General features: G+C 48.6%; 19 protein-coding genes and 2 tRNA genes. 13 read left to right on the forward strand and 8 right to left on the reverse strand.

All coding sequences use genetic code 11. From position 1 onward, the window contains the following. Positions 1 to 70: 70 nt before the first annotated feature. The 3 genes from EDI28_RS19730 to orn all read right to left on the reverse strand — a co-directional run bounded on the left by EDI28_RS19730 (position 71) and on the right by orn (position 914). Positions 71 to 146 (reverse strand) — tRNA-Gly (locus tag EDI28_RS19730). 18 nt (positions 147 to 164) lie between these two features. Next, positions 165 to 241, reverse strand: a tRNA-Met gene (locus tag EDI28_RS19735). A 127-nt stretch (positions 242 to 368) separates the two neighbouring features. Beyond that, on the reverse strand, positions 369 to 914 hold the full coding sequence (gene orn / locus EDI28_RS19740) for an oligoribonuclease (RefSeq protein ID WP_128785609.1): 546 nt from the start codon (positions 912 to 914) through the stop codon (positions 369 to 371). Positions 915 to 1,047: 133 nt separating this feature from the next. On the opposite strand from orn, the gene rsgA reads away from it, so the two are divergent. The 4 genes from rsgA (at position 1,048) to EDI28_RS19760 (ending at position 6,819) form a co-directional block, all read left to right on the forward strand. Then, positions 1,048 to 2,100: a small ribosomal subunit biogenesis GTPase RsgA gene (gene rsgA, locus EDI28_RS19745; protein ID WP_128785610.1), complete on the forward strand. Its 1,053-nt coding sequence runs from the start codon at positions 1,048 to 1,050 to the stop codon at positions 2,098 to 2,100. A 164-nt stretch (positions 2,101 to 2,264) separates the two neighbouring features. Continuing rightward, positions 2,265 to 3,152: an archaetidylserine decarboxylase gene (asd, locus tag EDI28_RS19750; RefSeq protein WP_128785611.1), complete on the forward strand. Its 888-nt coding sequence runs from the start codon at positions 2,265 to 2,267 to the stop codon at positions 3,150 to 3,152. A gap of 140 nt (positions 3,153 to 3,292) precedes the next feature. Continuing rightward, positions 3,293 to 4,708, forward strand: coding sequence for an SLC13 family permease (locus tag EDI28_RS19755; protein ID WP_128785612.1), 1,416 nt, complete (start codon positions 3,293 to 3,295; stop codon positions 4,706 to 4,708). 227 nt (positions 4,709 to 4,935) lie between these two features. Next, positions 4,936 to 6,819: a methyl-accepting chemotaxis protein gene (locus EDI28_RS19760; RefSeq protein WP_128785613.1), complete on the forward strand. Its 1,884-nt coding sequence runs from the start codon at positions 4,936 to 4,938 to the stop codon at positions 6,817 to 6,819. A 437-nt stretch (positions 6,820 to 7,256) separates the two neighbouring features. On the opposite strand, the gene epmA is transcribed toward EDI28_RS19760, so the two are convergent. Continuing rightward, positions 7,257 to 8,228 (reverse strand): elongation factor P--(R)-beta-lysine ligase, encoded by a 972-nt coding sequence (gene epmA, locus EDI28_RS19765; RefSeq protein ID WP_128785614.1) that lies wholly within the window; start codon positions 8,226 to 8,228, stop codon positions 7,257 to 7,259. A gap of 550 nt (positions 8,229 to 8,778) precedes the next feature. Between epmA and frdA the strand changes: the two genes are divergently transcribed. Genes frdA through frdD form a run of 4 tightly spaced genes read left to right on the forward strand, consistent with a single transcriptional unit; the run spans position 8,779 to position 12,092 of the window. Then, positions 8,779 to 10,593 (forward strand): fumarate reductase (quinol) flavoprotein subunit, encoded by a 1,815-nt coding sequence (gene frdA / locus EDI28_RS19770; RefSeq protein WP_128785615.1) that lies wholly within the window; start codon positions 8,779 to 8,781, stop codon positions 10,591 to 10,593. Continuing rightward, the gene (locus EDI28_RS19775) at positions 10,593 to 11,333 is read left to right on the forward strand and encodes a succinate dehydrogenase/fumarate reductase iron-sulfur subunit (RefSeq protein WP_128785616.1); all 741 of its coding nucleotides are present in this window, start codon (positions 10,593 to 10,595) and stop codon (positions 11,331 to 11,333) included. The genes frdA and EDI28_RS19775 overlap by 1 nt, the downstream gene beginning before the upstream one ends. Positions 11,334 to 11,335: 2 nt before the next feature. Then, positions 11,336 to 11,719 (forward strand): fumarate reductase subunit FrdC, encoded by a 384-nt coding sequence (gene frdC / locus EDI28_RS19780; protein ID WP_128785617.1) that lies wholly within the window; start codon positions 11,336 to 11,338, stop codon positions 11,717 to 11,719. 10 nt (positions 11,720 to 11,729) lie between these two features. Beyond that, complete coding sequence (gene frdD / locus EDI28_RS19785; protein ID WP_128785618.1) at positions 11,730 to 12,092, forward strand: fumarate reductase subunit FrdD; 363 nt, start codon at positions 11,730 to 11,732, stop codon at positions 12,090 to 12,092. 140 nt (positions 12,093 to 12,232) lie between these two features. Here frdD and efp read toward each other — a convergent pair whose 3' ends face one another. Further along, positions 12,233 to 12,799 (reverse strand): elongation factor P, encoded by a 567-nt coding sequence (gene efp / locus EDI28_RS19790; RefSeq protein WP_128785619.1) that lies wholly within the window; start codon positions 12,797 to 12,799, stop codon positions 12,233 to 12,235. Positions 12,800 to 12,832: 33 nt separating this feature from the next. Between efp and epmB the strand changes: the two genes are divergently transcribed. The 4 genes from epmB (at position 12,833) to rimK (ending at position 18,287) form a co-directional block, all read left to right on the forward strand. Further along, positions 12,833 to 13,855: an EF-P beta-lysylation protein EpmB gene (epmB, locus tag EDI28_RS19795; RefSeq protein WP_128785620.1), complete on the forward strand. Its 1,023-nt coding sequence runs from the start codon at positions 12,833 to 12,835 to the stop codon at positions 13,853 to 13,855. A gap of 215 nt (positions 13,856 to 14,070) precedes the next feature. Beyond that, positions 14,071 to 15,687: a methyl-accepting chemotaxis protein gene (locus EDI28_RS19800; RefSeq protein ID WP_128785621.1), complete on the forward strand. Its 1,617-nt coding sequence runs from the start codon at positions 14,071 to 14,073 to the stop codon at positions 15,685 to 15,687. 40 nt (positions 15,688 to 15,727) lie between these two features. Next, a complete protein-coding gene (gene alr / locus EDI28_RS19805; RefSeq protein ID WP_128785622.1) occupies positions 15,728 to 16,942 on the forward strand; it encodes an alanine racemase in 1,215 nt (404 codons plus the stop codon). 439 nt (positions 16,943 to 17,381) lie between these two features. Continuing rightward, on the forward strand, positions 17,382 to 18,287 hold the full coding sequence (gene rimK / locus EDI28_RS19810; protein ID WP_128785623.1) for a 30S ribosomal protein S6--L-glutamate ligase: 906 nt from the start codon (positions 17,382 to 17,384) through the stop codon (positions 18,285 to 18,287). An 807-nt stretch (positions 18,288 to 19,094) separates the two neighbouring features. On the opposite strand, the gene groL is transcribed toward rimK, so the two are convergent. Together groL and EDI28_RS19820 are read right to left on the reverse strand one after the other, a co-directional pair. Then, complete coding sequence (gene groL / locus EDI28_RS19815) at positions 19,095 to 20,741, reverse strand: chaperonin GroEL (RefSeq protein WP_128785624.1); 1,647 nt, start codon at positions 20,739 to 20,741, stop codon at positions 19,095 to 19,097. A 41-nt stretch (positions 20,742 to 20,782) separates the two neighbouring features. Beyond that, on the reverse strand, positions 20,783 to 21,073 hold the full coding sequence (locus EDI28_RS19820; RefSeq protein ID WP_128785625.1) for a co-chaperone GroES: 291 nt from the start codon (positions 21,071 to 21,073) through the stop codon (positions 20,783 to 20,785). Between the two features lie 209 nt (positions 21,074 to 21,282). Between EDI28_RS19820 and EDI28_RS19825 the strand changes: the two genes are divergently transcribed. After that, a complete protein-coding gene (locus EDI28_RS19825; RefSeq protein WP_128785626.1) occupies positions 21,283 to 22,650 on the forward strand; it encodes an MATE family efflux transporter in 1,368 nt (455 codons plus the stop codon). Between the two features lie 106 nt (positions 22,651 to 22,756). On the opposite strand, the gene EDI28_RS19830 is transcribed toward EDI28_RS19825, so the two are convergent. After that, positions 22,757 to 23,293, reverse strand: coding sequence for an FxsA family protein (locus EDI28_RS19830; RefSeq protein WP_128785627.1), 537 nt, complete (start codon positions 23,291 to 23,293; stop codon positions 22,757 to 22,759). Between the last annotated feature and the right edge of the window lie 17 nt (positions 23,294 to 23,310).

Genomic DNA, 23,310 nt, shown 5'->3' on the forward strand with positions numbered 1-23,310 from the left:
TCCGATTTATATCTCACCGTTAAAGTACGGTAACAACTATTGTCTCACTGCCGAAGCAATAAGACCAATTTGGAGCGACACACGAGGTTCGAACTCGTGACCTCAACCTTGGCAAGGTTGCGCTCTACCAGCTGAGCTAGTGTCGCATATTCTCAAAGGAGAATTGGTTGCGGGGGCCGGATTTGAACCGACGACCTTCGGGTTATGAGCCCGACGAGCTACCAAGCTGCTCCACCCCGCGTCCGTATTGTCGAAAGTAAGCAATTGATAATTGCCTTTCGAGGCTGCGCATTATACGAGGAAAATTTACGGATGCAATAGATCTTAATAAAAATCCACAGATTTCCCTCCAAGCGCCTATTTTACCATCAAATAGTAAAAATATGCTCACGATAATAGCGCAATTCAGCAATCGAATCACGGATGTCATCTAGCGCCAAGTGACTCCCCTTCTTAGAGAAACCATCAAGAAGTTCCGGCTTCCAACGACGGGTAAGCTCTTTTAGCGTACTGACGTCTAAGTAGCGATAATGGAAATACTGTTCCAGCTCAGGCATATGCCTGTATAAGAAACGGCGATCCTGTCCTATGCTGTTACCGCAGATCGGAGAGGCCCCTTTCGGTACCCACTGTTCCAAGAAAGTAATCGTCTGGCGAACCGCCTCATCTTCGCTAACCTTACTTTCGCGGATCCTCTCAACCAACCCACTGCTGGTATGAGTTGTCGTGCACCACTCGTCCATTTTGGCTAACTCAGCTTCAGGCTGATGAATAGCCAGTACAGGGCCTTCTGCTAAAATGTTGAGCTGAGCATCTGTCACTATGGTTGCGATTTCAATGATTTGGTGTGTTTCTGGATCAAGTCCAGTCATTTCCAAATCAATCCAAATAAGGTTCTGATCGCTGATCGTCATCGGATATTGCCTATTTTATGAGTAAACCATGTATGATAATACCAAACGGAGCCATTATCTGGATCCTAACCGGGCCAGATAATCACTCCAAAGGGTATATTACCGTAAGCCAACTCAACTGAACGATATTCTTGTGGCAAAAAAGAAAAAGCTCACCAAAGGTCAGAGCCGTCGCGTACGCTCGAACCAAAACAAACGACTTCGTCGTGAAAAAGATGACGTACAGTGGGATGAAACCCTACTGGAGTCTGCGCGTGAAGGTCTAGTAATCACTCGCTTTGGTCAACATGCCGATATCGAAGATCCGGAAACCGGGACGATCCATCGCTGTAATCTTCGGCGTAGCATCCAGAGCCTAGTTTCAGGCGATCGTGTAGTCTGGCGTCCTGGCGTTGAAGCCCTGCAAGGGATTACCGGTGTCGTCGAAGCCGTTCACGAACGTGAATCGATGCTGACTCGTCCCGATTATTATGATGGCGTGAAGGCTGTCGCAGCCAACGTCAACCGCATCATCATCGTGTCGGCGGTATTGCCGGAGCTCTCCCTAAACATCATTGACCGCTATTTGATTGCTGCCGAGACCGTTGGAATTAAACCACTGATCGTACTCAACAAAGTCGATTTGCTTGATGCTGAAAGCCGCTCACAGGTAGAAAAGACACTGTCTCTGTACCAGGACATTGGCTATGAACTTCGCTATGTCAGCTCCGATACCGGAGAAGGAATGGAAGACCTTAAAGATGACCTGAAAGATCATGTCAATATCTTTGCAGGCCAGTCAGGCGTCGGCAAATCGAGCATGGTGAACTCACTGATGCCTGAAGTCGATGCCGAAATCGGTGATGTCTCTGAAAACTCTGGTCTAGGAACCCACACAACAACCGCGGCCCGACTGTACCATTTCCCGGGAGGCGGTGATTTGATCGACTCACCAGGGGTGCGAGAGTTTGGCCTGTGGCATTTAGAACCAGAACAAGTAACCGAAGCCTTTGTCGAGTTCCGTGAATACCTCGGCGGATGTAAGTTCCGCGATTGTAAACACGGCAATGATCCTGGTTGTATCATTAGAGAAGCCATGGAAGAGGGCAAAATAAGCCGAGAGCGCTACGACAGCTACCACAAGATCATTGACAGCATGTCAGAGAACATAGCCAACCGTCAGTTTTCTCGCAATAAACCCGATTAATACAACATCCCCTGGCAACAGGGGGTGTTTCTCACCTCAGTAACACTCTGCATTTAACTGACTTTCCTCTGCCTTTTAGGTATCATTCTTGGTTCGAGTTATTCTTAAGATGTTATAATAGTAACCAAGTTGTTGATTGGTTGACACTTTCTGGAAAACATACCGTGCAAGATAATCTCAAAATCGGCCTGCAGTACTGCGCGCCAAAACATGCTCTGACCCGTTTAGCGGGTAAGCTGGCTTCTTTGAAAGCCGGCATGCTGACCACCGCTGTCATTCGCTGGTTCATCGGCCGATACAAGGTTGATATGTCTGAAGCACGCAACCCAGATCCTGCTGCTTACGCAACCTTCAACGACTTCTTTGTCCGCGAACTGAAGGAAGGGGCTCGTCCTGTCAATGACGAAGGCGATATCATCTCTCACCCAGCCGACGCGTGTGTAAGCCAACTAGGCCCAATAACGGAAGGGCGCCTGTTCCAGGCCAAAGGTCATTACTTTGATGCTGTTGAACTATTGGGCGGAGACGAAACCCTGGCTGACGAATTCAAGGATGGCGAGTTTGCCACCCTGTATCTGTCACCACGTGACTACCACCGTGTCCACATGCCATGTGACGGGACCCTGCGTCAGATGATTTACATTCCTGGCGATCTGTTCTCGGTCAACCCGCTGACCGCACAAAATGTACCGAATCTGTTTGCCCGCAACGAGCGCGTGGTGTGCATCTTTGATACCGACCACGGTCCGGTAGCCCAGGTGCTAGTTGGCGCAACAATTGTCGGCAGCATAGAAACAGTATGGGCAGGTACGGTGACGCCGCCGACCGGGCCCGATGTCCGCCGCTGGGATTATCCGGCAGCGGGCGATCAGGCTATCGTATTGCAAAAAGGCGATGAGATGGGACGCTTCAAACTAGGTTCAACAGTGATCAACCTGTTCCCGAAAGGCATGATCCACTTTGTTGACGACATGCAGCCAGAGCAACCGACGCGCATGGGTGAACCCTATGCGAAGTTAAACGCTCAGGAACAGAAGAAAGAAGAAGCGTAACCACTTAACATTTTTGAATAAAAGGGGCCTTAACAGCCCCTTTTTTAATGTAAAAAATTGACCATATCGTGGAAATTTTAAGCGCTCAAATAGTATGCTGATTTGTAGTCTATAACTATAAATAAGCAAACCAACATACTATGAAGAAGATATCCATTGCGCAGCTGATCAAGCTGCTGATTGCCTTCGGGATCCCACTCGGTATTTTGATGCTCCCTATCGATGCCATCCCGATAGAAGGTCTGACCCTCATCCAGCACCGGCTGCTGGCCATTTTTGCTCTTGCCGCCCTTCTCTGGGTCCTCGAACCGGTCCCGGTTTTTGCCACTTCCATTCTCATCATCGCCCTTGAACTGATCATGATCTCCGACAAGGGGTTGCATCTGTTCCGCTCAGCACCTAGTGGACACGAAATGGGCGAGATGATGAAATACACCGACATCTTTAGTGCCTTTTCATCACCAATAATTATCCTGTTTATGGGCGGTTTTGCCCTGGCTATCGCCGCTTCCAAGTACGAACTGGATAATAACCTAGCCCGGGTACTACTCAAGCCCTTCGGTACTCAGCCCAAATTTATCATGCTCGGGCTGATGCTGATCACTGCAGTATTTTCGATGTTCATGTCAAATACTGCGACCACGGTGATGATGCTGGCATTGCTTGCACCGATTGTGGCTTCCGTCCCTAAGGGAGATATCGGCATCAAGGCTCTGGTTTTGTGTGTCCCAATCGCCGCCAACACCGGTGGTATTGCCACCCCTATCGGTACTCCGCCCAACGCCATCGCCTTGCAGTATCTCACTGGAGAGCACAGTATCAGTTTCCTTGGCTGGATGATGATGGGTCTGCCGTTTGTCATCTTGCAACTGACTTTCGCCTGGTGGCTGCTACAAAAGCTGTTCCCGTCGACGCAGCAGCAAATGGAACTCAAACTCGAAGGTCGTTTCCAAAAAAGCTGGCAGGCCATTGTTGTTTACATTACTTTTGCCCTCACCATCATCATGTGGATGACGACCTCGTTGCACGGTATGAACACCTATGTTGTTTCCATTATTCCGCTCGCTGTCTTTACTCTCACCGGGATCATGGGCAAGGAAGAGCTCAAGCTGATTAACTGGGATGTACTATGGCTGGTCGCCGGTGGTATCGCTATCGGCCTTGGTCTGGATAAAACCGGGCTGGCAGCTGCATTGGCCCACGCCATCGACTATGACGCCCTCTCACCTGTTGCAGTCGTACTAACACTGTCGATTATCTGCTGGCTCATGGCTAACTTCATGTCCAACACTGCCACGGCCAACTTGTTGATGCCGATTGCCGCAGCCGTGGCCGCGTCGATGGAAAGCCTGGCCGCAATAGGTGGCCTGCAGGGAGTACTGGTTGTTGTCGCCTTCTCGGCATCTCTGGGGATGATCTTGCCTGTCTCGACACCACCGAATTCACTGGCCTACTCGACCGGATTGATTGAAAGCAAAGATATGGCCAAGACCGGATTGATTATCGGTCTGGTCGGTTTGGTCGTGGTCTATATCGGCGCAATGATACTGACCTAATACATTTACAAGTCACACCAGCGAAGGCAATCATGACTGCCTTCGCCCCTTCCCCTCCTGTTACCTTTCGGATTTATTTGCTACTGCAATCACATTATTTATGCCACAGGTCGCTGATGATCATCCTTTACCAGCCGATATAACAACCAAGAGATACGATCAAAACAACTCTTCTCACTGAGTCATACCCTTAAATCTATAAATTTGGCCATATGCGAGAGCCCAAAATGAAATATACGATCAAGCTAAAAATACAGGTCGCAATAGCCGTAATTATTGCTTCAGTCAGTGCCGTACAGGCCTGGATATCCATCACTCAGCTAAAACAAGAAACCACAACGGAAGTTAGCAACCAGATGCGAGACATCGGACAGGCCACCAGCCGCTATATTGCCGACTGGCTCGATACCCGTAGTGACATGATGCTGGCAAATGAACCCCTGATTGCCAACCAGGATAACGTTGATCGCGAACTGCTGCTGACCAAGCGCTCCGGCCAATTCCTCTCGGTATATGCCGGCTTCAGTGACGGTAGTATCGCCTATGGGGATAAAACAGAAGACTGGCCAGCTGACTACGATCCTCGCTCTCGTCCTTGGTACCAGGATGCAATAAGCGCCGGCGAGCTAGTGTTAACCGAGCCGTATCAAGATTTTGATGGCAGCATCGTCGTCAGCTTTGCCAAAGCCTTTCAGGGCCAGCACCAAGGTGTTCTCGCAGCTGATCTAACCGTCAGCCACATCATTGAGCAGGTGTTGAACCTAAAGCTGGAACATAACGGGTTTGCCTTCCTGATCGACGGTAACCACAATATTGTTGCCTACCGCGATGAAAAACTCAGCCAGCAGCCCATTACCCAGCTAGACAATGAGCTGACATCGGCATTGTTCCGTCAACTGCAGAGCGATCAGGCAATCCAGAGCTTCACCCTCGATAGCGACAATCAAGAAAAGCTAATCTATGCCAGCCCGATTGCCGGGACGGACTGGACACTAGCCCTCGTCGAAGACAAGTCACTGGCTTTTGCCTCAATCGGAGAGCAGATCAAGTTTATCCTCTTGGCATCCGTCATGCTTTACTTGGTTATCTCTGTTATCGCCACAATGATCATCAACAGCCTGCTTCGTCCACTGAATAATCTGAACCAATCCGTGAGCCAGCTAGCACAGGGCAGCGGTGATCTGACACAACGTATTGCCATCGAGCGAATGGATGAAATTGGCGAACTGGCCGATAACATGAACCAATTCCTGGCTCAGTTACAGGCCATGATCAAAGGTGTCGTCAACCATTCACAGGATCTGATCCAGCATGCCGAACGTTCAGCCCAGCTCAGCAACCTTGCCTCGGAGCGTGTTACCGATCAGCAGAATGACGTCAACCAGATAGCCACCGCAATCCATGAAATGTCAGCAACATCAGGCGAAGTAGCCAATCACGCCGAGATGACGGCAACTGCCGCGCAAGCCTCAACCTCGGCATGTGAGCAAGGTCAGCAAGTTATCGGTCAGAACCGTGATGCAATTACTTCCCTGGCGAATCAGGTTCAGGATGCCGCCACTGTTATCCATGAACTGGAAAGCAATGCTCAGGGCATTAACCAGATCCTGTCGACCATTCAGGGAATTGCCGAACAGACCAATCTGCTGGCACTGAATGCGGCAATCGAGGCGGCGCGTGCCGGTGAACAGGGGCGCGGCTTTGCTGTTGTGGCCGATGAGGTCCGGGTACTGAGCCAGCGTACCCATGACTCGACCGAAGAGATCCGCAGTATGATTGACAGCCTTCAGAAAAATACCCATCAGGCCGTCGACAGCATGCAAACCAGTACCGAGCTGGCAGGCCAAAGTGTTGATTATGCGGAAGCTGCCAGTGAAAGCCTAAATCAAATCACCCACACTATTACTGAGATCTCAGATATGGCCACCCATATTGCCAGCGCGGCCGAAGAGCAACGTGCGGTCAGTGAAGATATCAGCCGTAATACGCAGGCTATCAAGGATGTCTCCGATCACCTAGCGAAGCAAACCGCCGAGGTAACCCTGAGCAGCCGGGAGATGAACGATTCAGCAGAAACAATGCGCCAGGATGTATCACGTTTTAGAGTATAACTAACCCCTTTGCGCTGCTAAGCCATCGCTTCCCAAAAGCTTGGCAGCGCACCCCATGATGTTATCTATAGTAATGCCAAGTTAAAGACGCTTGAACACAGGTATCCTCATAACACCCACCAAAACCAAGTGATAACTATTTGCATTTGGGTTTGAAGTTGCTTATAGTTTAGGCCGCTTCGACAAGACGCCTTGAAATCCTAACTTGCCGCCTGTCGATAACATACTTGCAGTTCCCCCAGCTTCCTGCCTTATCGGCTAGGAAGTAAAGTCCGTGTCAAGTGGCTAAGAGACGGCAATGCCAAGCAACAGTAATGACGCCCCTCTGCTCAGTACTGAACTTGGTTAATAGCCAGACATGAAAAGCGCGGCACTGGCCGCGCTTTTTATGCTTATATCAGTCGGAATAAGTAGTTGGTCAGACAGTGCGTTGAAAATCAGGCAATATTGATCGGAAATGCTGTAACTTGATCAATATGATCCAATTCCTGCGCCAGCATGATCAAACGATCAATACCTAGGGCAACCCCTGCACAATCGGGAAATCCTGCACGCAAAGATTCAACCAAGTGGAGATCAATCGGCTGAGGCTGTAGCCCCATTATCAAGCGCTTGCGGTTGTCTTCTTCAAAACGGGCCAGCTGTTCATCGCCATCAGCAAGCTCATGAAAACCATTAGCTAGCTCAACCCCTTTAAAATACACCTCAAAACGCTCTGCAACCCGCGGATCTGCCGGGTTGATTTGTGCAAGTGCTGCCTGAGAGGCCGGAAAATCATAGACAAAAGCGGGGACTTTCTGGCCTATATTCGGCTCGACACCGACACTGAACAGTAGCTGCAACAAGGTGTCGCGATCATCTTCAGGTTCAGCTATATCTGCCAGACCCAACGTCGATGCCGCACCTTTTAGCTCCGCTATACTGCCTTCCAACGGACAAACCCCCAGCGCATCAACAAATACCTGCTGATAAGTCATACGCGTTGCCTGACCGGAGCCCAGCACCAACTGCAACAGTTCATCCATTTCATCCATCAGGGCATGATGATCAAAACCCGGACGGTACCATTCCAGCATGGTGAACTCAGGATTATGGAACCGGCCCGACTCCTCATTCCTAAATGACTTACAGATCTGATAAATAGGGCCACTACCAGCTGATAATAGCCGTTTCATGTGAAATTCAGGGCTGGTCATCAGGTATAAGCTCTGCCCCTTGGCATAACCCGGCCCTACAAACTCTGTTTGGAAAGTATGGAGATGTATATCCGTTACTGTCGCCTGACTCATGGCCGGCGTGTCGACTTCCAGCACCTGTCGACAGGCAAAAAAATCACGAATTGAAGCAATGGTAGTGGCGCGCTGTTTCAGCTGCGCAATCGAGGCTGTCGGTTGCCAGTGCAAGGTCATAGCTCACTTCTTATCTAACGGGTGATCATTGAGGAACCAGTTTATCAAACTCCTCAATAAGCAGCAGCTACTGGCATCTCACTCATACCAGCCAGGCATCTATCATAGTTATTAAGAATTATGAACAGAGGGGCATCATCCCAGCAAGCTCTCGCCACCAAAATTATCACCCAACAAAAACCAATACACAACAAAAGCACAACCAAGTCGACACAAGAGCAACATTCTGTCACACACAACTACCACTATCGGTTTAGTTTCTCTTTTGAATAAAGGATTTAAACACCAACCACAAAACACATCATTAATGAGCCAGAAACAATTAACACAAAATAAAACGGTTAATTAACAACCGCAAAACATTACAACTTGTGACAATAATCACACTTTCTGTAATCGCCCTATACTTTTGGGCTATTTCAGTAAAAAAGCTGCGTCTAAATCAAATTTTCCATCGATATTGTTTCATAAAATGAAGCTAGGATTTCAAGGGAAAGTACGCCTATGCGTACTTTTTTAAATTTTATCGTCTTACCTTCGGAGGATAGCTGTGAAGACTATTACCACAGATATCGCTGTAATCGGCGCAGGTGGTGCAGGCCTACGTGCTGCCATTGCTGCTGCAGAAGCAAACCCAGACTTAGAAATTGCACTAATTTCCAAAGTTTACCCAATGCGCTCTCATACCGTAGCTGCAGAGGGTGGCTCCGCTGCCGTCATCAAGGATGAGGATAGCTTAGATAACCACTTCAACGACACCGTTGGCGGTGGGGATTGGCTATGTGAACAGGACGTTGTTGAATATTTCGTAGAAAACGCGACTCGCGAGATGACCCAGCTTGAGCAATGGGGTTGTCCGTGGAGCCGTAAAGAAAACGGTGACGTTAACGTTCGTCGTTTCGGTGGTATGAAGGTTGAGCGTACTTGGTTCGCTGCAGATAAAACCGGCTTCCACATGCTGCACACACTGTTCCAGACGTCTATCAAATACACGCAAATTAACCGCTTTGACGAGTACTTTGTAGTTGATCTGCTGGTAGAAGAAGGTGAAGTACAAGGCCTTATCGCGATTCACATGTCTGAAGGCGAGCTGGTTTGTATTAAAGCTAAATCTGTTGTTCTTGCTACAGGTGGTGCAGGTCGTGTTTACAACTGTAATACGAACGGCGGCATCGTAACAGGTGACGGTATGGCGATGGCATTCCGCCACGGTGTACCGCTACGTGATATGGAATTCGTCCAGTATCACCCAACAGGCCTGCCTGGTACCGGTATCCTGATGACCGAAGGTTGTCGTGGTGAAGGTGGTATCATGCTGAACAAGAATGGCTACCGTTACCTTCAGGATTACGGTATGGGCCCTGAAACGCCAATCGGCCAACCTAAAAACAAATACATGGAACTCGGTCCACGTGACAAAGTTTCTCAAGCGTTCTGGCACGAGATGCAAAAAGGTAACACTATCAAGCACCCTCTGGGTGATGTAGTCCACCTTGATCTACGCCACCTAGGTAAAGAATACCTACACGAACGTCTACCATTCATCTGTGAGCTTGCGAAAGCATACGTGAACGTTGACCCTGCGGAAGAGCCAATTCCAATTCGTCCAACCGTGCACTACACCATGGGTGGTATCGAAACAGACAAGAACAACGAGACACGCATCTCTGGCCTGTTCGCAGTCGGCGAGTGTTCTTCTGTTGGTCTACACGGTGCCAACCGTCTGGGTTCTAACTCGCTGGCAGAGCTTGTTGTATTCGGCCGCCTGGCGGGTGAAGGCGCAGCAAAACGTGCCGCAGAATTCAAAGGTTGGAACGAAGAGTCTATCACCAAGCAGGTGAAGGCTGTTCAAGACCGCATCGACACGCTTCTATCTCAGGAAGGCGACGAAAACTGGGCTGACATCCGTACTGAAATGGGTCACTCCATGGAAGCGGGCTGTGGTATTTACCGCCAGGAAGATCTGATGCAGGCGACTGTCGATAAACTTGCAGAGCTACGTGAGCGTTACAAAAACATCAGCATCAAAGACAAAGGCAAGGTATTCAACACCGATCTGCTTTACGCAATCGAAGTGGGTTACGGCCTGGAAGTGGCTGAAGCCATGGCTCACTCTGCGATTCTTCGTCGCGAGTCACGTGGTGCACACCAGCGTCTGGACGACAACTGCACAGAACGTGATGACGAGAACTACCTGAAGCACTCGCTGGCATTCTACAACGGTGACCAAGCACCTCGCATCGAATACAGCGACGTGACAATCACCAAGTCTCAGCCTAAAGCTCGTCTATACGGCGCGGCAGCAGAAGAGGCAGCAGCGAAAGAAGCGGCAGAAGCGGCAGCGAAAAAAGAGGAGCAGGCATAATGTCAGGCAACCGTATCCAAAAAGTTGAAATTCTGCGTTATGACCCAGAAAAAGATGCAGAACCCTACTTCGAGATGTTCGAAGTACCGTTTAACGAAACCATGTCTGTGCTCGATGCTCTGGGTTACATCAAAGACAACCTAGACAAAGATCTGGCTTACCGTTGGTCTTGCCGCATGGCGATCTGTGGTTCTTGCGGCATGATGGTTAACAAGGTGCCAAAACTGGCCTGTAAGACCTTCCTGCGTGACTACCCGAACGGTCTGAAAATCGAAGCGTTGTCTAACTTCGCCATCGAAAAAGATTTGATCGTCGACATGACACCGTTCATCGAACGTCTGGAAGCTATCAAGCCTTACATCATCGGTAACGATCGTAAGCCTGAAGATGGACCAAACAACCAGACGCCTGAGCAAATGGCAAAATACAAGCAGTTCTCTAGCTGTATCAACTGTGGCCTGTGCTATGCAGCCTGTCCTCAGTTTGGCCTAAACCCTGAGTTCATCGGCCCTGCCGCTCTGACTCTGGCTCACCGTTATAACCTTGACAGCCGTGACAACGGTGCAGCAGAGCGTATGAAGCTGATCAACGGCGAAAACGGCGCTTGGGGCTGTACGTTTGTTGGTTACTGTTCTGAAGTTTGTCCGAAGAGCGTCGATCCAGCAGCAGCGGTTAACCAAGGTAAAGTCGAATCTTCTAAAGATTTTGTTATTGCCATGATTAAGCCTCAGGAGGCATAAGGATGAGCAACCGTAAACCTTACGTTCGTGAAATGACACGTACCTGGTGGAAAGATCATCCTTTCTACCGCTTCTACATGGTTCGTGAAGCAACAATTTTGCCATTGATCTTTTTCACCGTGTGCCTGACTTTCGGTCTGGGTAGCCTAGTAAAAGGTCCTGAAGCTTGGGCAACCTGGTTAAGCTTTATGTCTAACCCAGTCGTTGTTGTGCTTAACATTCTGGCGCTTGCCGGCAGCTTGTTCCACGCACAAACATTCTTCAGCATGATGCCTCAAGTAATGCCGATTAAAATCAAAGGCAAAGCGCTTGATAAGAAAATTGTTGTACTGGCGCAGTGGGCAGCCGTTGCTGCTATCTCACTAGTCGTTCTAGTGCTAGTTTAAGGAGAGCCACGTGGTAAATCTAAATCCTAAACGTTCTGACGAGCCGGTATGGTGGGGTCTGTTCGGTGCTGGTGGTACTTGGTTCGCAATGCTGACACCAGTAACGGTACTTGTACTGGGTATCATGGTACCACTAGGCATCATTGATGCCGAAGCGATGAGCTACGAGCGTGTAACAGGCTTCGTAACCAGCATCATCGGTGCGCTATTTACAATTGCGACACTGGCACTTCCAATGTGGCATGCAATGCACCGTCTACACCACGGTATGCACGACCTGAAATTCCACACGGGTGTGGCAGGTAAAATCGCGTGTTACGCATCTGCCTTCCTAGTGTCTGCACTGGCGGTTATCTTTGTCTTCATGATCTAATCATCAAGATATTTTAATAACAAATTGCCATTATAAAAAAGCACCGCTGAGCGGTGCTTTTTTTATAGGCTCAGCCATGGGGCCAAATGCAGGCAACAAAAAAGGCCGCCGAAGCGACCTCTTTCAGCAGTAATCGATGATTACTTCACACGGCCCACATATTCAGCAGAGCGTGTATCAACTTTCACTACTTCACCGATTTGGATGAACAGTGGAACACGTACAACGGCACCCGTTGTCAGTGTCGCAGGCTTACCGCCAGTACCTTGTGTATCACCTTTAAGACCAGGATCAGTTTCAACCACTTCCAGCTCAACAAAGTTAGGCGGAGTCACAGTGATTGGGTTACCGTTCCAAAGCGTCAGCGTACAAGTATTGTTTTCTACCAGCCACTTGGCATTATCACCAACAACTTTAACATCTGCAGCAAGCTGCTCGAATGTTTCGTTGTTCATAAAGTGGTAGAATTCGCCGTCGTTGTATAGGTAATCAAGATCGATGTCGATTACGTCTGCAGCTTCAACTGACTCACCAGACTTGAAAGTCTTTTCAAGCACCTTGCCTGAAAGTAGCTTACGGATCTTAACGCGGTTGAATGCCTGGCCTTTACCCGGCTTAACAAATTCGTTTTCGATAATGACACAAGGTTCATTATCTAGCATAATTTTCATTCCGCCGCGGAATTCATTGGTGCTGAAAGACGCCATTTCTATCCTCTTAACATCTTCGAGTTGTATTTAATGCCGCATATAATAACCCGAAACGCATCAACTGTTGAGCAAAACTGGCTCAATGATCTAGCTAATGCGATTTCAGATCCCTTTCAGCTCCTAAAAATCCTAAAAATTGATCCCACACACTGGGAACAAGGGCTTGCTGCCCGGAAACTATTTGCGCTGCGTGTTCCTATGAGCTTCGTCGAAAGAATGGAGGTGGGTAACCCCTACGATCCACTGCTGCGGCAAGTTCTCCCGCTCAAGGAAGAGTTCGAGGTACATAGTGGTTATTCCCTCGATCCGCTGGAAGAGCAGGACAATGCGATTCCCGGCTTGTTACACAAGTACAAAAACCGGGTTTTAATGATCGTAAAAGGGGGCTGTGCGGTGAACTGCCGTTACTGCTTCCGCCGTCATTTCCCTTACGAGGACAACAAAGGCGGCAAGCGCCATTGGCAGGCAGCACTCGACTATATCGCCACCCAACCAGAGGTCAATGAGGTTATTCTCTCCGGGGGGGACCCCCTAATGGCCAAAGATCATGAATTACAGTGGTTGCTTGAGGGGATAGGTCAAATACCGCATATCAAGCGTCTCAGAATTCACTCCCGCCTGCCAGTCGTACTCCCGGCACGTATTACCGATCGCCTGTGCGAGTTGCTAAAACAAACCCGGCTGCAAACAGTTCTGGTCACACACATTAATCACGCCAACGAAATTAACGACGAGTTTCGCCTGGCAATGATCAAGCTAAAACATGCCGAAATCATGCTGCTTAACCAAGGCGTATTGCTGAAAGGCGTTAACGATTCAGTCGGAGCCCTTTCGCAACTGAGCGAGGCTTTATTTGACGCAGGTATTTTACCTTACTATCTCCATGTTCTGGATAAAGTACAGGGGGCAGCACATTTCATGGTTGATGACGAGCAGGCCCGCAAGCTAATCGCCGGGCTACTGGAAAATGTATCCGGTTATCTGGTGCCTCGCCTGACACGTGAAATCGGGGGCAGGACCAGCAAGACCCCACTTGATCTTCACCTCGAATAATCCCCTGACCTTCCAGTCAAATGAATTGGGTTTGCGTCACAAGTAACGCAAACCCACCTTGAATAATCCCCTCTGATACACCTTATTTCCCCAAAACGCGGAAAAAAACAGCGAACGGTGTTCTTTCGCTTAAGTGTCTTAATTGATATGTCGCATATTATCCACGCAACACAATTATGGAACTAATATCACATCATCAAGAAGCAAATAATAAAATGAATCTTAAAACTAAACTCTCGGCATGCTTTGCAGCCCTCTCACTCATCATCATCTTGGTGTTGTCCACCTTTTCCTACCAAGCTTTGCAAAGCCGAACCATTAGCAGCCTGAACACAGAACTGACTACGGCGGCCCATGCCACCAAAAAAATTATCGGTGATGAGCGACACGCTCAACTCGACAAAGCCAACAACGACTACGACGAAATTTCCCAAGACTTGACCAGCTTCACCCAAGCCTCAGATTTGGATTGGGCCTATTCAACCGTCATGAGAAACGGACGGGTGTACTACACCTACATTAACCAGACAGACGATGAAGCGCGCTCTGGTCGCTACCAAAATTGGTACCTGGAAGAATACAAAATCGTACCAAAAATGTTGCGCAAGGCATTTACCACCCAACAAGTCCAATTTGAAGAGTACCAAGGCGAATACGGCAGATATCGCTCGATTTTTGTTCCGTTTCGTACTCTCGGGGGCGAAACCTATGTAATAGGGGTCGATGTATCGCTGAGCGAAGTTGATGCAATGATAGAAGGCGAGCTCAAACAAGTCTGTATCACCGCACTGATCGTAATGGCAATCGCCCTGATAGTAGCCCGCCTGGTCGCCAATCATCTTGTTGCCCCAATCAATACGCTCAATGGTGTACTGCTCAACATTGCCAATGGTGACTGGGATCTGACGCAGCAAGTACCGGTAAGCAGCAAGGATGAAATAGGGGCAATGTCGCACGCCTTCAATACCTTTATGGCAGCATTGCGTCAGCGCCTGACAGAAGTTAGTCAAAGCACCGAAAGCGTTGCGGCAATTACCAGCCAGCTTGACCAACTCGTTCAGGCTGTCACCGAACGCTCGGTCGAACAGGCAGAAAATGTTGGCAACAGTGCAGCAGCTATCGAAGAGCTGGCGACCAGTTCACAAAGCATTTCAGAAGTCGTTAACGTCGCCAACCAAAAAATGACGCATTTTGAACAGCATACCCAAAGCACCGTCGGGGCTATCACCCATGCCGTCACCGGGATGCAGAATGTCCAGCAAGAGACGAATACGGTTGCCGAAAAACTCCACCAGTTAGACAGCCGTGCCAATGACATCAACTCCATTGTCGAGGTGATCAAAGATATTGCCGACCAGACCAATCTATTGGCACTGAATGCCGCTATCGAGGCAGCCCGCGCAGGTGAGCAGGGACGTGGTTTCGCAGTGGTTGCCGACGAAGTGCGCCAACTGTCAGAGCGAACTGCCAAGGCGACTATCGAAATTGGATCAATGATCACCACCATTCAAAGCGATACCAGCGGGACTACCGACACCATGCAGCTTGCTGTTGGTCAGGTTGATAGCTGTGTACAGCACGCTGATCAGGCCAACATATCCCTCAATGGCTTCCGTACTGAAATCACCTCGGTGACGGAAGGTATGGAAGAAATTGCCGAATCGGTCAAAGAGCAGGCGTTTGCCGCCGAGCACTTGTCCTCCAATGTTGCTGCTCTTAGTAGCAGCGCCAACGAAAACCGCCTCTCCACACAGGATGCACAACAAGGGGTGGAAGAGCTGAAACGCCGCGCGACTTCGCTACGCGACGTCGTACAGCTTTTTACACTGTAGCTTAACTGCCCTTTTTACTATTAATAACAGGAAATACATTTTGAAACTGAAACTTAGCCTAATTGCTCTAGCCCTTATGGGTCAAACTACCGCCAATGCTGCCCCTCTGCTGGTCGATTTCGACAACAGCGAACGCGAAGAGCGCGTTCAGTCAAGCAATGCCTGGCTGGAAATTGATACCCAGGCTTTTTCTGGCAATATTCAGTTACTCCAGAACCAACTCGAAGCCGATACAAAAATTTGTGCCATCATGAAAGCAGATGCTTACGGTAATGGTATTGCAGGCCTGATGCCAAGCATCATCGCCAACCAGGTACCTTGTGTGGGGATCACCAGCAACGAAGAAGCCCGTGTCGTGCGCAAGCATGGCTACACTGGCAAAATCATGCGGGTTCGCGCTGCAAGCAAGAACGAAATTGAGGGCGGTCTGGAATACCAGATGGAAGAATTAATCGGTACCAAGGCACAGGCCGATCAAATCATCGACATCGCCCAAGCACACAGTACAACCATTCCTGTTCACCTCGCACTGAATACTTCAGGCATGGGTCGTAACGGCCTGGATCTGACAACTTATGAAGGCCAGGTAGAAGGTGTCGAGATCGCTGGCGATCCCAATCTAGAAATCGTCGGTATGATGACCCACTTCCCGAACGAGGGTCTTGACGAAATCAAGCGCAAGGTAAAACGCTTCAAGGTAGAAACAAAATGGCTGATGGACAGCGCCGACCTTAAACGTGAGGACATCACCCTGCACGTTGCCAACTCGTACATTACGCTAAACCTGCCAGAAGCTCATCTGGATATGGTTCGCCCGGGCGGCATGCTTTACGGTGATTACCCGGCAACGGCCCCGTACCAGCGTATCGTATCTTTCAAAACTCGCGTCGCGTCGCTGCACCATTTCCCGGCAGGCAGCACCATCGGCTACGGCAGCACAAAAGTTCTGGATCGCGACTCTGTTCTGGCTAACTTGCCTATCGGTTATTCTGATGGCTTTGCCCGCTCTCTGAGTAACAAGGCTGACGTACTGATCAACGGCCAGCGCGCGAAAGTCATGGGAATGGCATCAATGAATACCACCATGGTTGATGTCACTGATATCGTCGACGTACAAGCCAACGACGAAGTCGTCATTTTTGGCCGCCAGGGCGTTGAAAAAATCACCGGCGAAGAGACCGAAGAAAAAAGCGGTCGAATTCTGCCAGAACACTACACCGTATGGGGTGCAACCAACCCACGTATCTACCGCTAATTCATAACACTTAATGCTTCAAGGCCAGCATCATGTTGGCCTTTTTTCTTACTACTCTCTCCAAAATAACAACAACCATCACAGGTACAGCTTTCGCAGCTATAAACAGCAAATAGATGCACCATTCAACCAACCATAGATAAAATGAAAGTAATCATTCTAAATCATTGATTTCAATAGATTTAAATCTGTACAGCTTTTTGAGTTTTTTTCCAAACAAACAAGGCCTCCACTTTTTGAGCAGCCATATCATAAAAACTCTTTCAAATTCCCTCAAACAAACGAATTCCTTTCTACTTACGATAAAAATATATCATCATCATTTCGCTCGCTTTTCAGCCGCTCCGGGCGCATAGTCGCGCTCCATTTAGCAAGGTAGGAAGGCAGCCAAACTTCCCTTGCTAACCCACCTTGTATTTTATTGATGACGAGTAACGCAATGAAAATTGGCATTTTATCCCAGAACGAAAACCTATATTCCACCCGCCGTTTGCGTCAAGCCTGTGAAGAACGAGGCCACGAAGCGGTAATTATCAATGCCCTGCGTTGCTATATGAATATCAACTCGGTGCAGCCTTCGATTCATTTCGAGGGTAATAATTTAACGGGCTTTGATGCCATCATTCCCCGTATTGGTTCAGACATCACTTTTTATGGCTGTTCGGTACTGCGTCAATTTGAAATGATGGATGTGTTTTCGGTCAACCAATCCATTGCGATCTCCCGTTCTCGCGACAAACTGCGCTCGCTGCAACTATTAAGTCGCAAAGGGGTCGGCATGCCTATTACCGGGTTTGCCAGCAAGCCCGATGATGTGCCCGACCTGATTAAGATGGTCGGCGGAGCACCGCTGGTCATTAAATTACTCGAGGGTACCCAGGGCATTGGCGTGGTTCTGGCTGAAACTCAAAAGGCAGCAGAGAGTGTTATAGAAGCCTTTATGGGTCTGAAAGCCAACATCATGGTCCAGGAGTTTATTGAAGAAGCCGGTGGCGCCGATATACGTTGCTTTGTCATTGGTGACAAAGTAATTGCCGCAATGAAACGCCAAGCTGCCGATGGCGAGTTCCGCTCGAATCTGCACCGCGGTGGCAGTGCAACGTTAATTAGAATCAGTCCGGAAGAACGCAAGACAGCCGTGGCTGCTGCCAAGGCTATGGGGCTCAGCGTCGCCGGAGTTGATCTGCTGCGTTCAAAACGTGGACCGCTGGTTATGGAAGTCAACTCCTCACCGGGTCTGGAAGGCATCGAAAGCGCAACAGGAAAGGACATTGCCGGACTGATTGTCGAGTACATCGAAAAGCATGCCACCAAGAAAGGGCGTCGCCGGCTACCGTTTCAATAAACCAGGAGAACAATGCAATGTGGCCTGACCAACGTCAGCGTAAACTGATGAAGCGCAATCCGCCTCAGCCGCAACCCGAGAAATAATTAGTACACCTTTCTCAATGAAGTACACCTTAAAGCCGAGCAAAACAAACACTTAATACAATAACTCGCATCACTAATTTAAGCGCTTGTTTTTAAAGGATATAATTCCGATCAGCTTTTCGAGCTTTTTTCCCACTAAGCTTATCATAATTAAAATGCTGTATTACTCTGGATTGTGTACAGCTTTTCTTTCCTGAGACAGCTTTTATGCGATCAAGTAGAACACCTAGTTCTAATAACTTCACACCCACATATAAGATTTTGAATTTAAACAATAAAAAACCGTGCAGCTTTTCCGGCTTTTTCTCCGGAGAACCCTGCACAGTCTTTTTATGGCTTTTCCCTTCTCGTACTGTCGAACATGATCAGCAAACAGAGCTTTGTTCAGCAAAAAGCAGAGCAAAAGTAACACTATAAGGCGAAGGCTCCAAATGTGATGGTAAGTTATTGTTTTAAACAATAATAATAAGCGTACAGCTTTTTAAGGAAATTTACGGATGAACTGTTCGGGGAAAGAAAAGCAGCCTTAACTGTCAAATAAAATAGTCGGAACGACAACATTCGGTCAGGAAAGAAGCCGCTTCTTTACGATATACGGCAGGTACAAAAAAGCTGGAGACAGAGCTCCAGCTTTCAACAATCTACTATCGTAGAAAGTAGTAACGGTTCAGCTCAAAGCAGTATTGTTCAAATACCGCAAAGAGATAAACTATTACGGCAATTACATCATGCCGCCCATACCACCCATACCGCCCATGCCGCCCATATCAGGCATTGCTGGAGCAGAATCTTGTGGCAGGTCTGTAACCATTGCTTCAGTGGTGATCATCAGGCCAGCAACAGAAGCAGCGAACTGCAGGGCTGAACGGGTCACTTTTGTTGGGTCTAGAATACCCATTTCAATCATGTCGCCGTATTCGCCAGTTGCCGCGTTGTAACCGTAGTTACCTTCGCCCGCACGAACGTTGTTAGCAACAACAGATTCTTCATCACCGGCATTCTTGGTGATTTGACGAATTGGTGATTCCATTGCGCGTAGTGCAACACGGATACCCACGTTCTGCTCTTCATTGTCGCCTTCAAGGCCAACCACTTTAGATGCAGCACGGATTAGGGCAACACCACCACCAGCAACCACGCCTTCTTCTACCGCTGCACGCGTTGCGTGTAGGGCATCTTCAACACGGTCTTTCTTCTCTTTCATTTCAACTTCAGTTGCTGCACCTACTTTGATAACGGCAACACCACCAGCAAGTTTCGCTACACGCTCCTGAAGTTTTTCTTTGTCGTAGTCAGATGTTGCGTCTTCAATTTGCTGACGGATCTGAGCAACACGACCTTGAATCATTGTTTCTTCACCAGCACCATCAATAATCGTGGTATTTTCTTTGGTGATAGTAATGCGCTTCGCCTGGCCTAGGTCTTCAAGCTGAACTTTTTCTAGCTCTAAGCCAATTTCTTCAGAAATAACCGTACCAGCAGTAAGAACAGCAATGTCTTGTAGCATTGCTTTACGACGATCACCGAAACCAGGAGCTTTAACCGCAGCCACTTTCACGATGCCACGCATGTTGTTCACTACAAGTGTCGCCAGCGCTTCACCTTCAACGTCTTCTGCAATGATAAGCAGTGGACGAGAAGCTTTCGCTACGCCTTCTAGAGCAGGAAGTAGTTCACGGATGTTCGATACTTTCTTGTCTACAAGTAGAATGAATGGGCTTTCCAGATCAACAGAACCCGCTTCTTGGTTGTTGATGAAATAAGGAGACAGGTAGCCACGATCGAACTGCATACCTTCAACAACGTCTAGTTCGTCTTGAAGTGCCTGGCCTTCTTCAACCGTAATAACGCCATCACGGCCTACTTTTTCCATTGCTTCAGCAATCAGGTTACCCACTGTCGCATCAGCATTCGCAGAGATAGTACCAACCTGCGCAATCGCTTTAGTGTCTTCACATGGTACAGACAGCTCTTTAAGTGCTTCAACAGCAGCAACAACAGCTTTGTCGATACCGCGCTTCAGATCCATAGGATTCATGCCAGCAGCAACGGCTTTTAGGCCTTCAGTGATGATAGACTGAGCCAAAACAGTCGCTGTAGTTGTACCGTCACCCGCCGCGTCGTTCGCTTGAGAAGCAACTTCTTTAACCATCTGTGCGCCCATGTTCTGGAACTTGTCTTCCAGCTCAATTTCACGCGCGACAGATACACCATCTTTAGTAATTGTTGGTGCACCGAAAGATTTATCTAGAACTACGTTACGACCTTTAGGACCCAGTGTAACTTTTACTGCGTCAGCCAGAACGTTCACACCTTCCAGCATTTTAATTCGTGCATCGTTACCAAATTTAACGTCTTTAGCAGCCATGTCTTTCTTCCTTTCTTAATTCTTTATTCGTAGTGATCGGATTATTCAACGATTGCCATGATGTCATTTTCAGACATGATCAGGACTTCTTTACCGTCGATCTTTTCAGATTTAGTGCCGTAGCCTTCTGCAAAGATCACAGTATCACCAACTTTAACGTCCAGCGGCTGTACTGTGCCGTTTTCTAGAATGCGGCCTTTACCTACTGCCAGTATTATACCGCGAGTAGATTTTTCAGCTGCAGAACCAGTTAGAACGATGCCGCCGGCAGACTTAGATTCAACTTCTTGGCGTTCAACGATAACTCGGTCATGTAAAGGACGAATGTTCATCGGTCGTCTCTCCTGATTTTGGTAATATCCATAGGATTAATAAGGCTAGCGTAGTTTCACGCTAACTTTTTCTGATACCTAAACATGTTGGGACGTTTTTCTAGATCCCAAGCCCCTGAGGCCATTTTTTTTAAAAAAATTCTCTGAGATTTTTGCCCGATCACACTCTTTGCTTTAGGGTAGGCGGGCATCCCAATTCCGAGACCACTATGTCAACAGAAAGAAAAGCAGACAAACATGGGCTACTCTCCGCGCCCATTCCTACCGTCCTGCGCCGCTTAACCGTTCCGATGGTATTCGGAATGGTTGCGATCTTGATGTTTAACCTGGTCGATACCTTCTTTATTTCGCTATTGGGCACCGAGGCACTGGCAGCTGTCAGCTTTACCTTTCCGGTAACTTTTGCCATCAACTGCATCACCATGGGTGTCAGTGTCGGGATATCAACCAAAATTGGCCGCTTGCTCGGCAGCGGGGATAATCACACGGCCGCTCGCTTTGCCACTCACGGGCTGTTGCTGGCTTTGGTATTGATGGTTACGGCATCCGGTATTGGCTTGCTGACTCTCGAGCCCCTGTTTTCCCTCATTGGTGCTTCGCCGGAACTGCTGCCAATCATCAAACAGTATATGGGTATCTGGTATCTGGCAATTCCATTACTGGTAATACCGATGGCGGGCAACAGTGCCATCCGAGCCACCGGGGATGCCAAGACGCCGGCAAAAATCATGATGCTGGCCGGCGGGATCAATGGTGTACTCGATCCTTTACTGATCTTTGGCTACGCACCTTTTCCCGAACTGGGCGTAAAAGGGGCGGCCATTGCCAGTGGGATCAGCTGGGCTTTTGCCCTGATCTATTCCCTCTATATATTGATCAGGAGAGAAAAACTGTTGGCGATGCCGCAGCTTAGGCTATTCAGTAGAGACTGCCACCAGATCATGCAAGTCGGAACTCCTGCCGCCCTGTCGAATGCATTGAACCCTTTGTCCGGTGCCATACTGATGTCGCTGCTCGCTTTTCAGGGAACGGCATCAGTGGCGGCCTATGGTGCTGCTATGCGTATAGAATCTCTGTTGGTGATTGTAATGATGTCCCTGGGATCGGCACTGATGCCGTTCATGGCCCAGAATTTCGGTGCCAACAAGCCCCAGCGCGCATTCAAGGCAATGTTTACTGCAATGCGCTTCGCCATTATGTTCCAGCTGTTAATCTTTATTATGATGATACCGCTCAGTTGGCCCCTATCTTCACTATTTAGCCAAGATAGTGCCGTACAGCAGCAGCTTTGGCACTACTTGATTGTAGTCCCGATTAGCTACGGTATGCAGGCGGTGTGTATGTTGCTGATCAGCGCGCTCAACGCAATGCACAAATCAATCCATGCACTGGTATGGAACTTATTGCGATTATTTGCCTTCCTGCTGCCTTCTGCATGGTTGGGTAGCTGGATATATGGTACCGAGGGGTTATTTATCGGCATTGCTGTCGCCAACATGCTTAGCGGGATCGGGGCATACTTATATGCGGTTAAAATGCGGCGTAACATGTATAGCAATTTAGCCAGCTCGAGCTAATTTGGCGCCCTTTCTGTTAGCCCCAAAATATGAACAGTATTAACAAAAAGGCAGCCTGTTGGCTGCCTTTTAAATTCACTTTATTGCATAGCGGTGGCAGAACCTATCAAGGTAACCGACGATCATTGTTATCCTTATTCTCGTCTTTACGTTCGAATTCACCATCAAATACATCGCCATTTGAAGAGCGCTTATCCGGCGAATTCGAGTCATGGTGCTCAAACGGACTTTGACCGCTAAAACCCTGACCACCGCCAAAGCCGGCACTAAAGCCCGAACCCATACCCTGAACCTTCACTCGGCTCATCAGCTGCTTGGCCAACATAGCTCGCGGAGCAGGCAGCAATACCAACATCCCCAGTGCATCTGTCATAAATCCAGGAGTCAGTAGCAGCACCCCGGCAACCGCCAGCATCACCCCTTCCACAATTTGTTGTGCCGGCAGCTCACCTTGCTGCAGGCGGCTTTGCACCGACATCAGGGTAGCAATCCCCTGGCTCCTTACTAGCGATGCCCCGACAACCGCCGTCACCAGAACCAGTGCAATTGTTGGCCATAAGCCCAGAAATCCCCCTAGCTGGACAAATAAGGCAATTTCAATAATTGGAACAACAATAAACAGAAATAGTAAAACAGGAAACACGACTCACCTCTTTGCGG

The organism is Photobacterium chitinilyticum, assembly GCF_004104355.1.
In the GTDB taxonomy this organism is placed as follows: domain Bacteria; phylum Pseudomonadota; class Gammaproteobacteria; order Enterobacterales; family Vibrionaceae; genus Photobacterium; species Photobacterium chitinilyticum.

Bases quoted from the DNA above. Each gene is read 5' to 3' on its own strand.
- orn (WP_128785609.1), bottom strand. From the start codon at position 914: ATGACGATCAGCGATCAGAACCTTATTTGGATTGATTTGGAAATGACT.
- EDI28_RS19755 (WP_128785612.1), top strand. From the start codon at position 3,293: ATGAAGAAGATATCCATTGCGCAGCTGATCAAGCTGCTGATTGCCTTC.
- EDI28_RS19760 (WP_128785613.1), top strand. From the start codon at position 4,936: ATGAAATATACGATCAAGCTAAAAATACAGGTCGCAATAGCCGTAATT.
- epmA (WP_128785614.1), bottom strand. From the start codon at position 8,228: ATGACCTTGCACTGGCAACCGACAGCCTCGATTGCGCAGCTGAAACAG.
- EDI28_RS19775 (WP_128785616.1), top strand. From the start codon at position 10,593: ATGTCAGGCAACCGTATCCAAAAAGTTGAAATTCTGCGTTATGACCCA.
- frdC (WP_128785617.1), top strand. From the start codon at position 11,336: ATGAGCAACCGTAAACCTTACGTTCGTGAAATGACACGTACCTGGTGG.
- efp (WP_128785619.1), bottom strand. From the start codon at position 12,799: ATGGCGTCTTTCAGCACCAATGAATTCCGCGGCGGAATGAAAATTATG.
- epmB (WP_128785620.1), top strand. From the start codon at position 12,833: ATGCCGCATATAATAACCCGAAACGCATCAACTGTTGAGCAAAACTGG.
- EDI28_RS19800 (WP_128785621.1), top strand. From the start codon at position 14,071: ATGAATCTTAAAACTAAACTCTCGGCATGCTTTGCAGCCCTCTCACTC.
- rimK (WP_128785623.1), top strand. From the start codon at position 17,382: ATGAAAATTGGCATTTTATCCCAGAACGAAAACCTATATTCCACCCGC.
- groL (WP_128785624.1), bottom strand. From the start codon at position 20,741: ATGGCTGCTAAAGACGTTAAATTTGGTAACGATGCACGAATTAAAATG.
- EDI28_RS19820 (WP_128785625.1), bottom strand. From the start codon at position 21,073: ATGAACATTCGTCCTTTACATGACCGAGTTATCGTTGAACGCCAAGAA.
- EDI28_RS19825 (WP_128785626.1), top strand. From the start codon at position 21,283: ATGTCAACAGAAAGAAAAGCAGACAAACATGGGCTACTCTCCGCGCCC.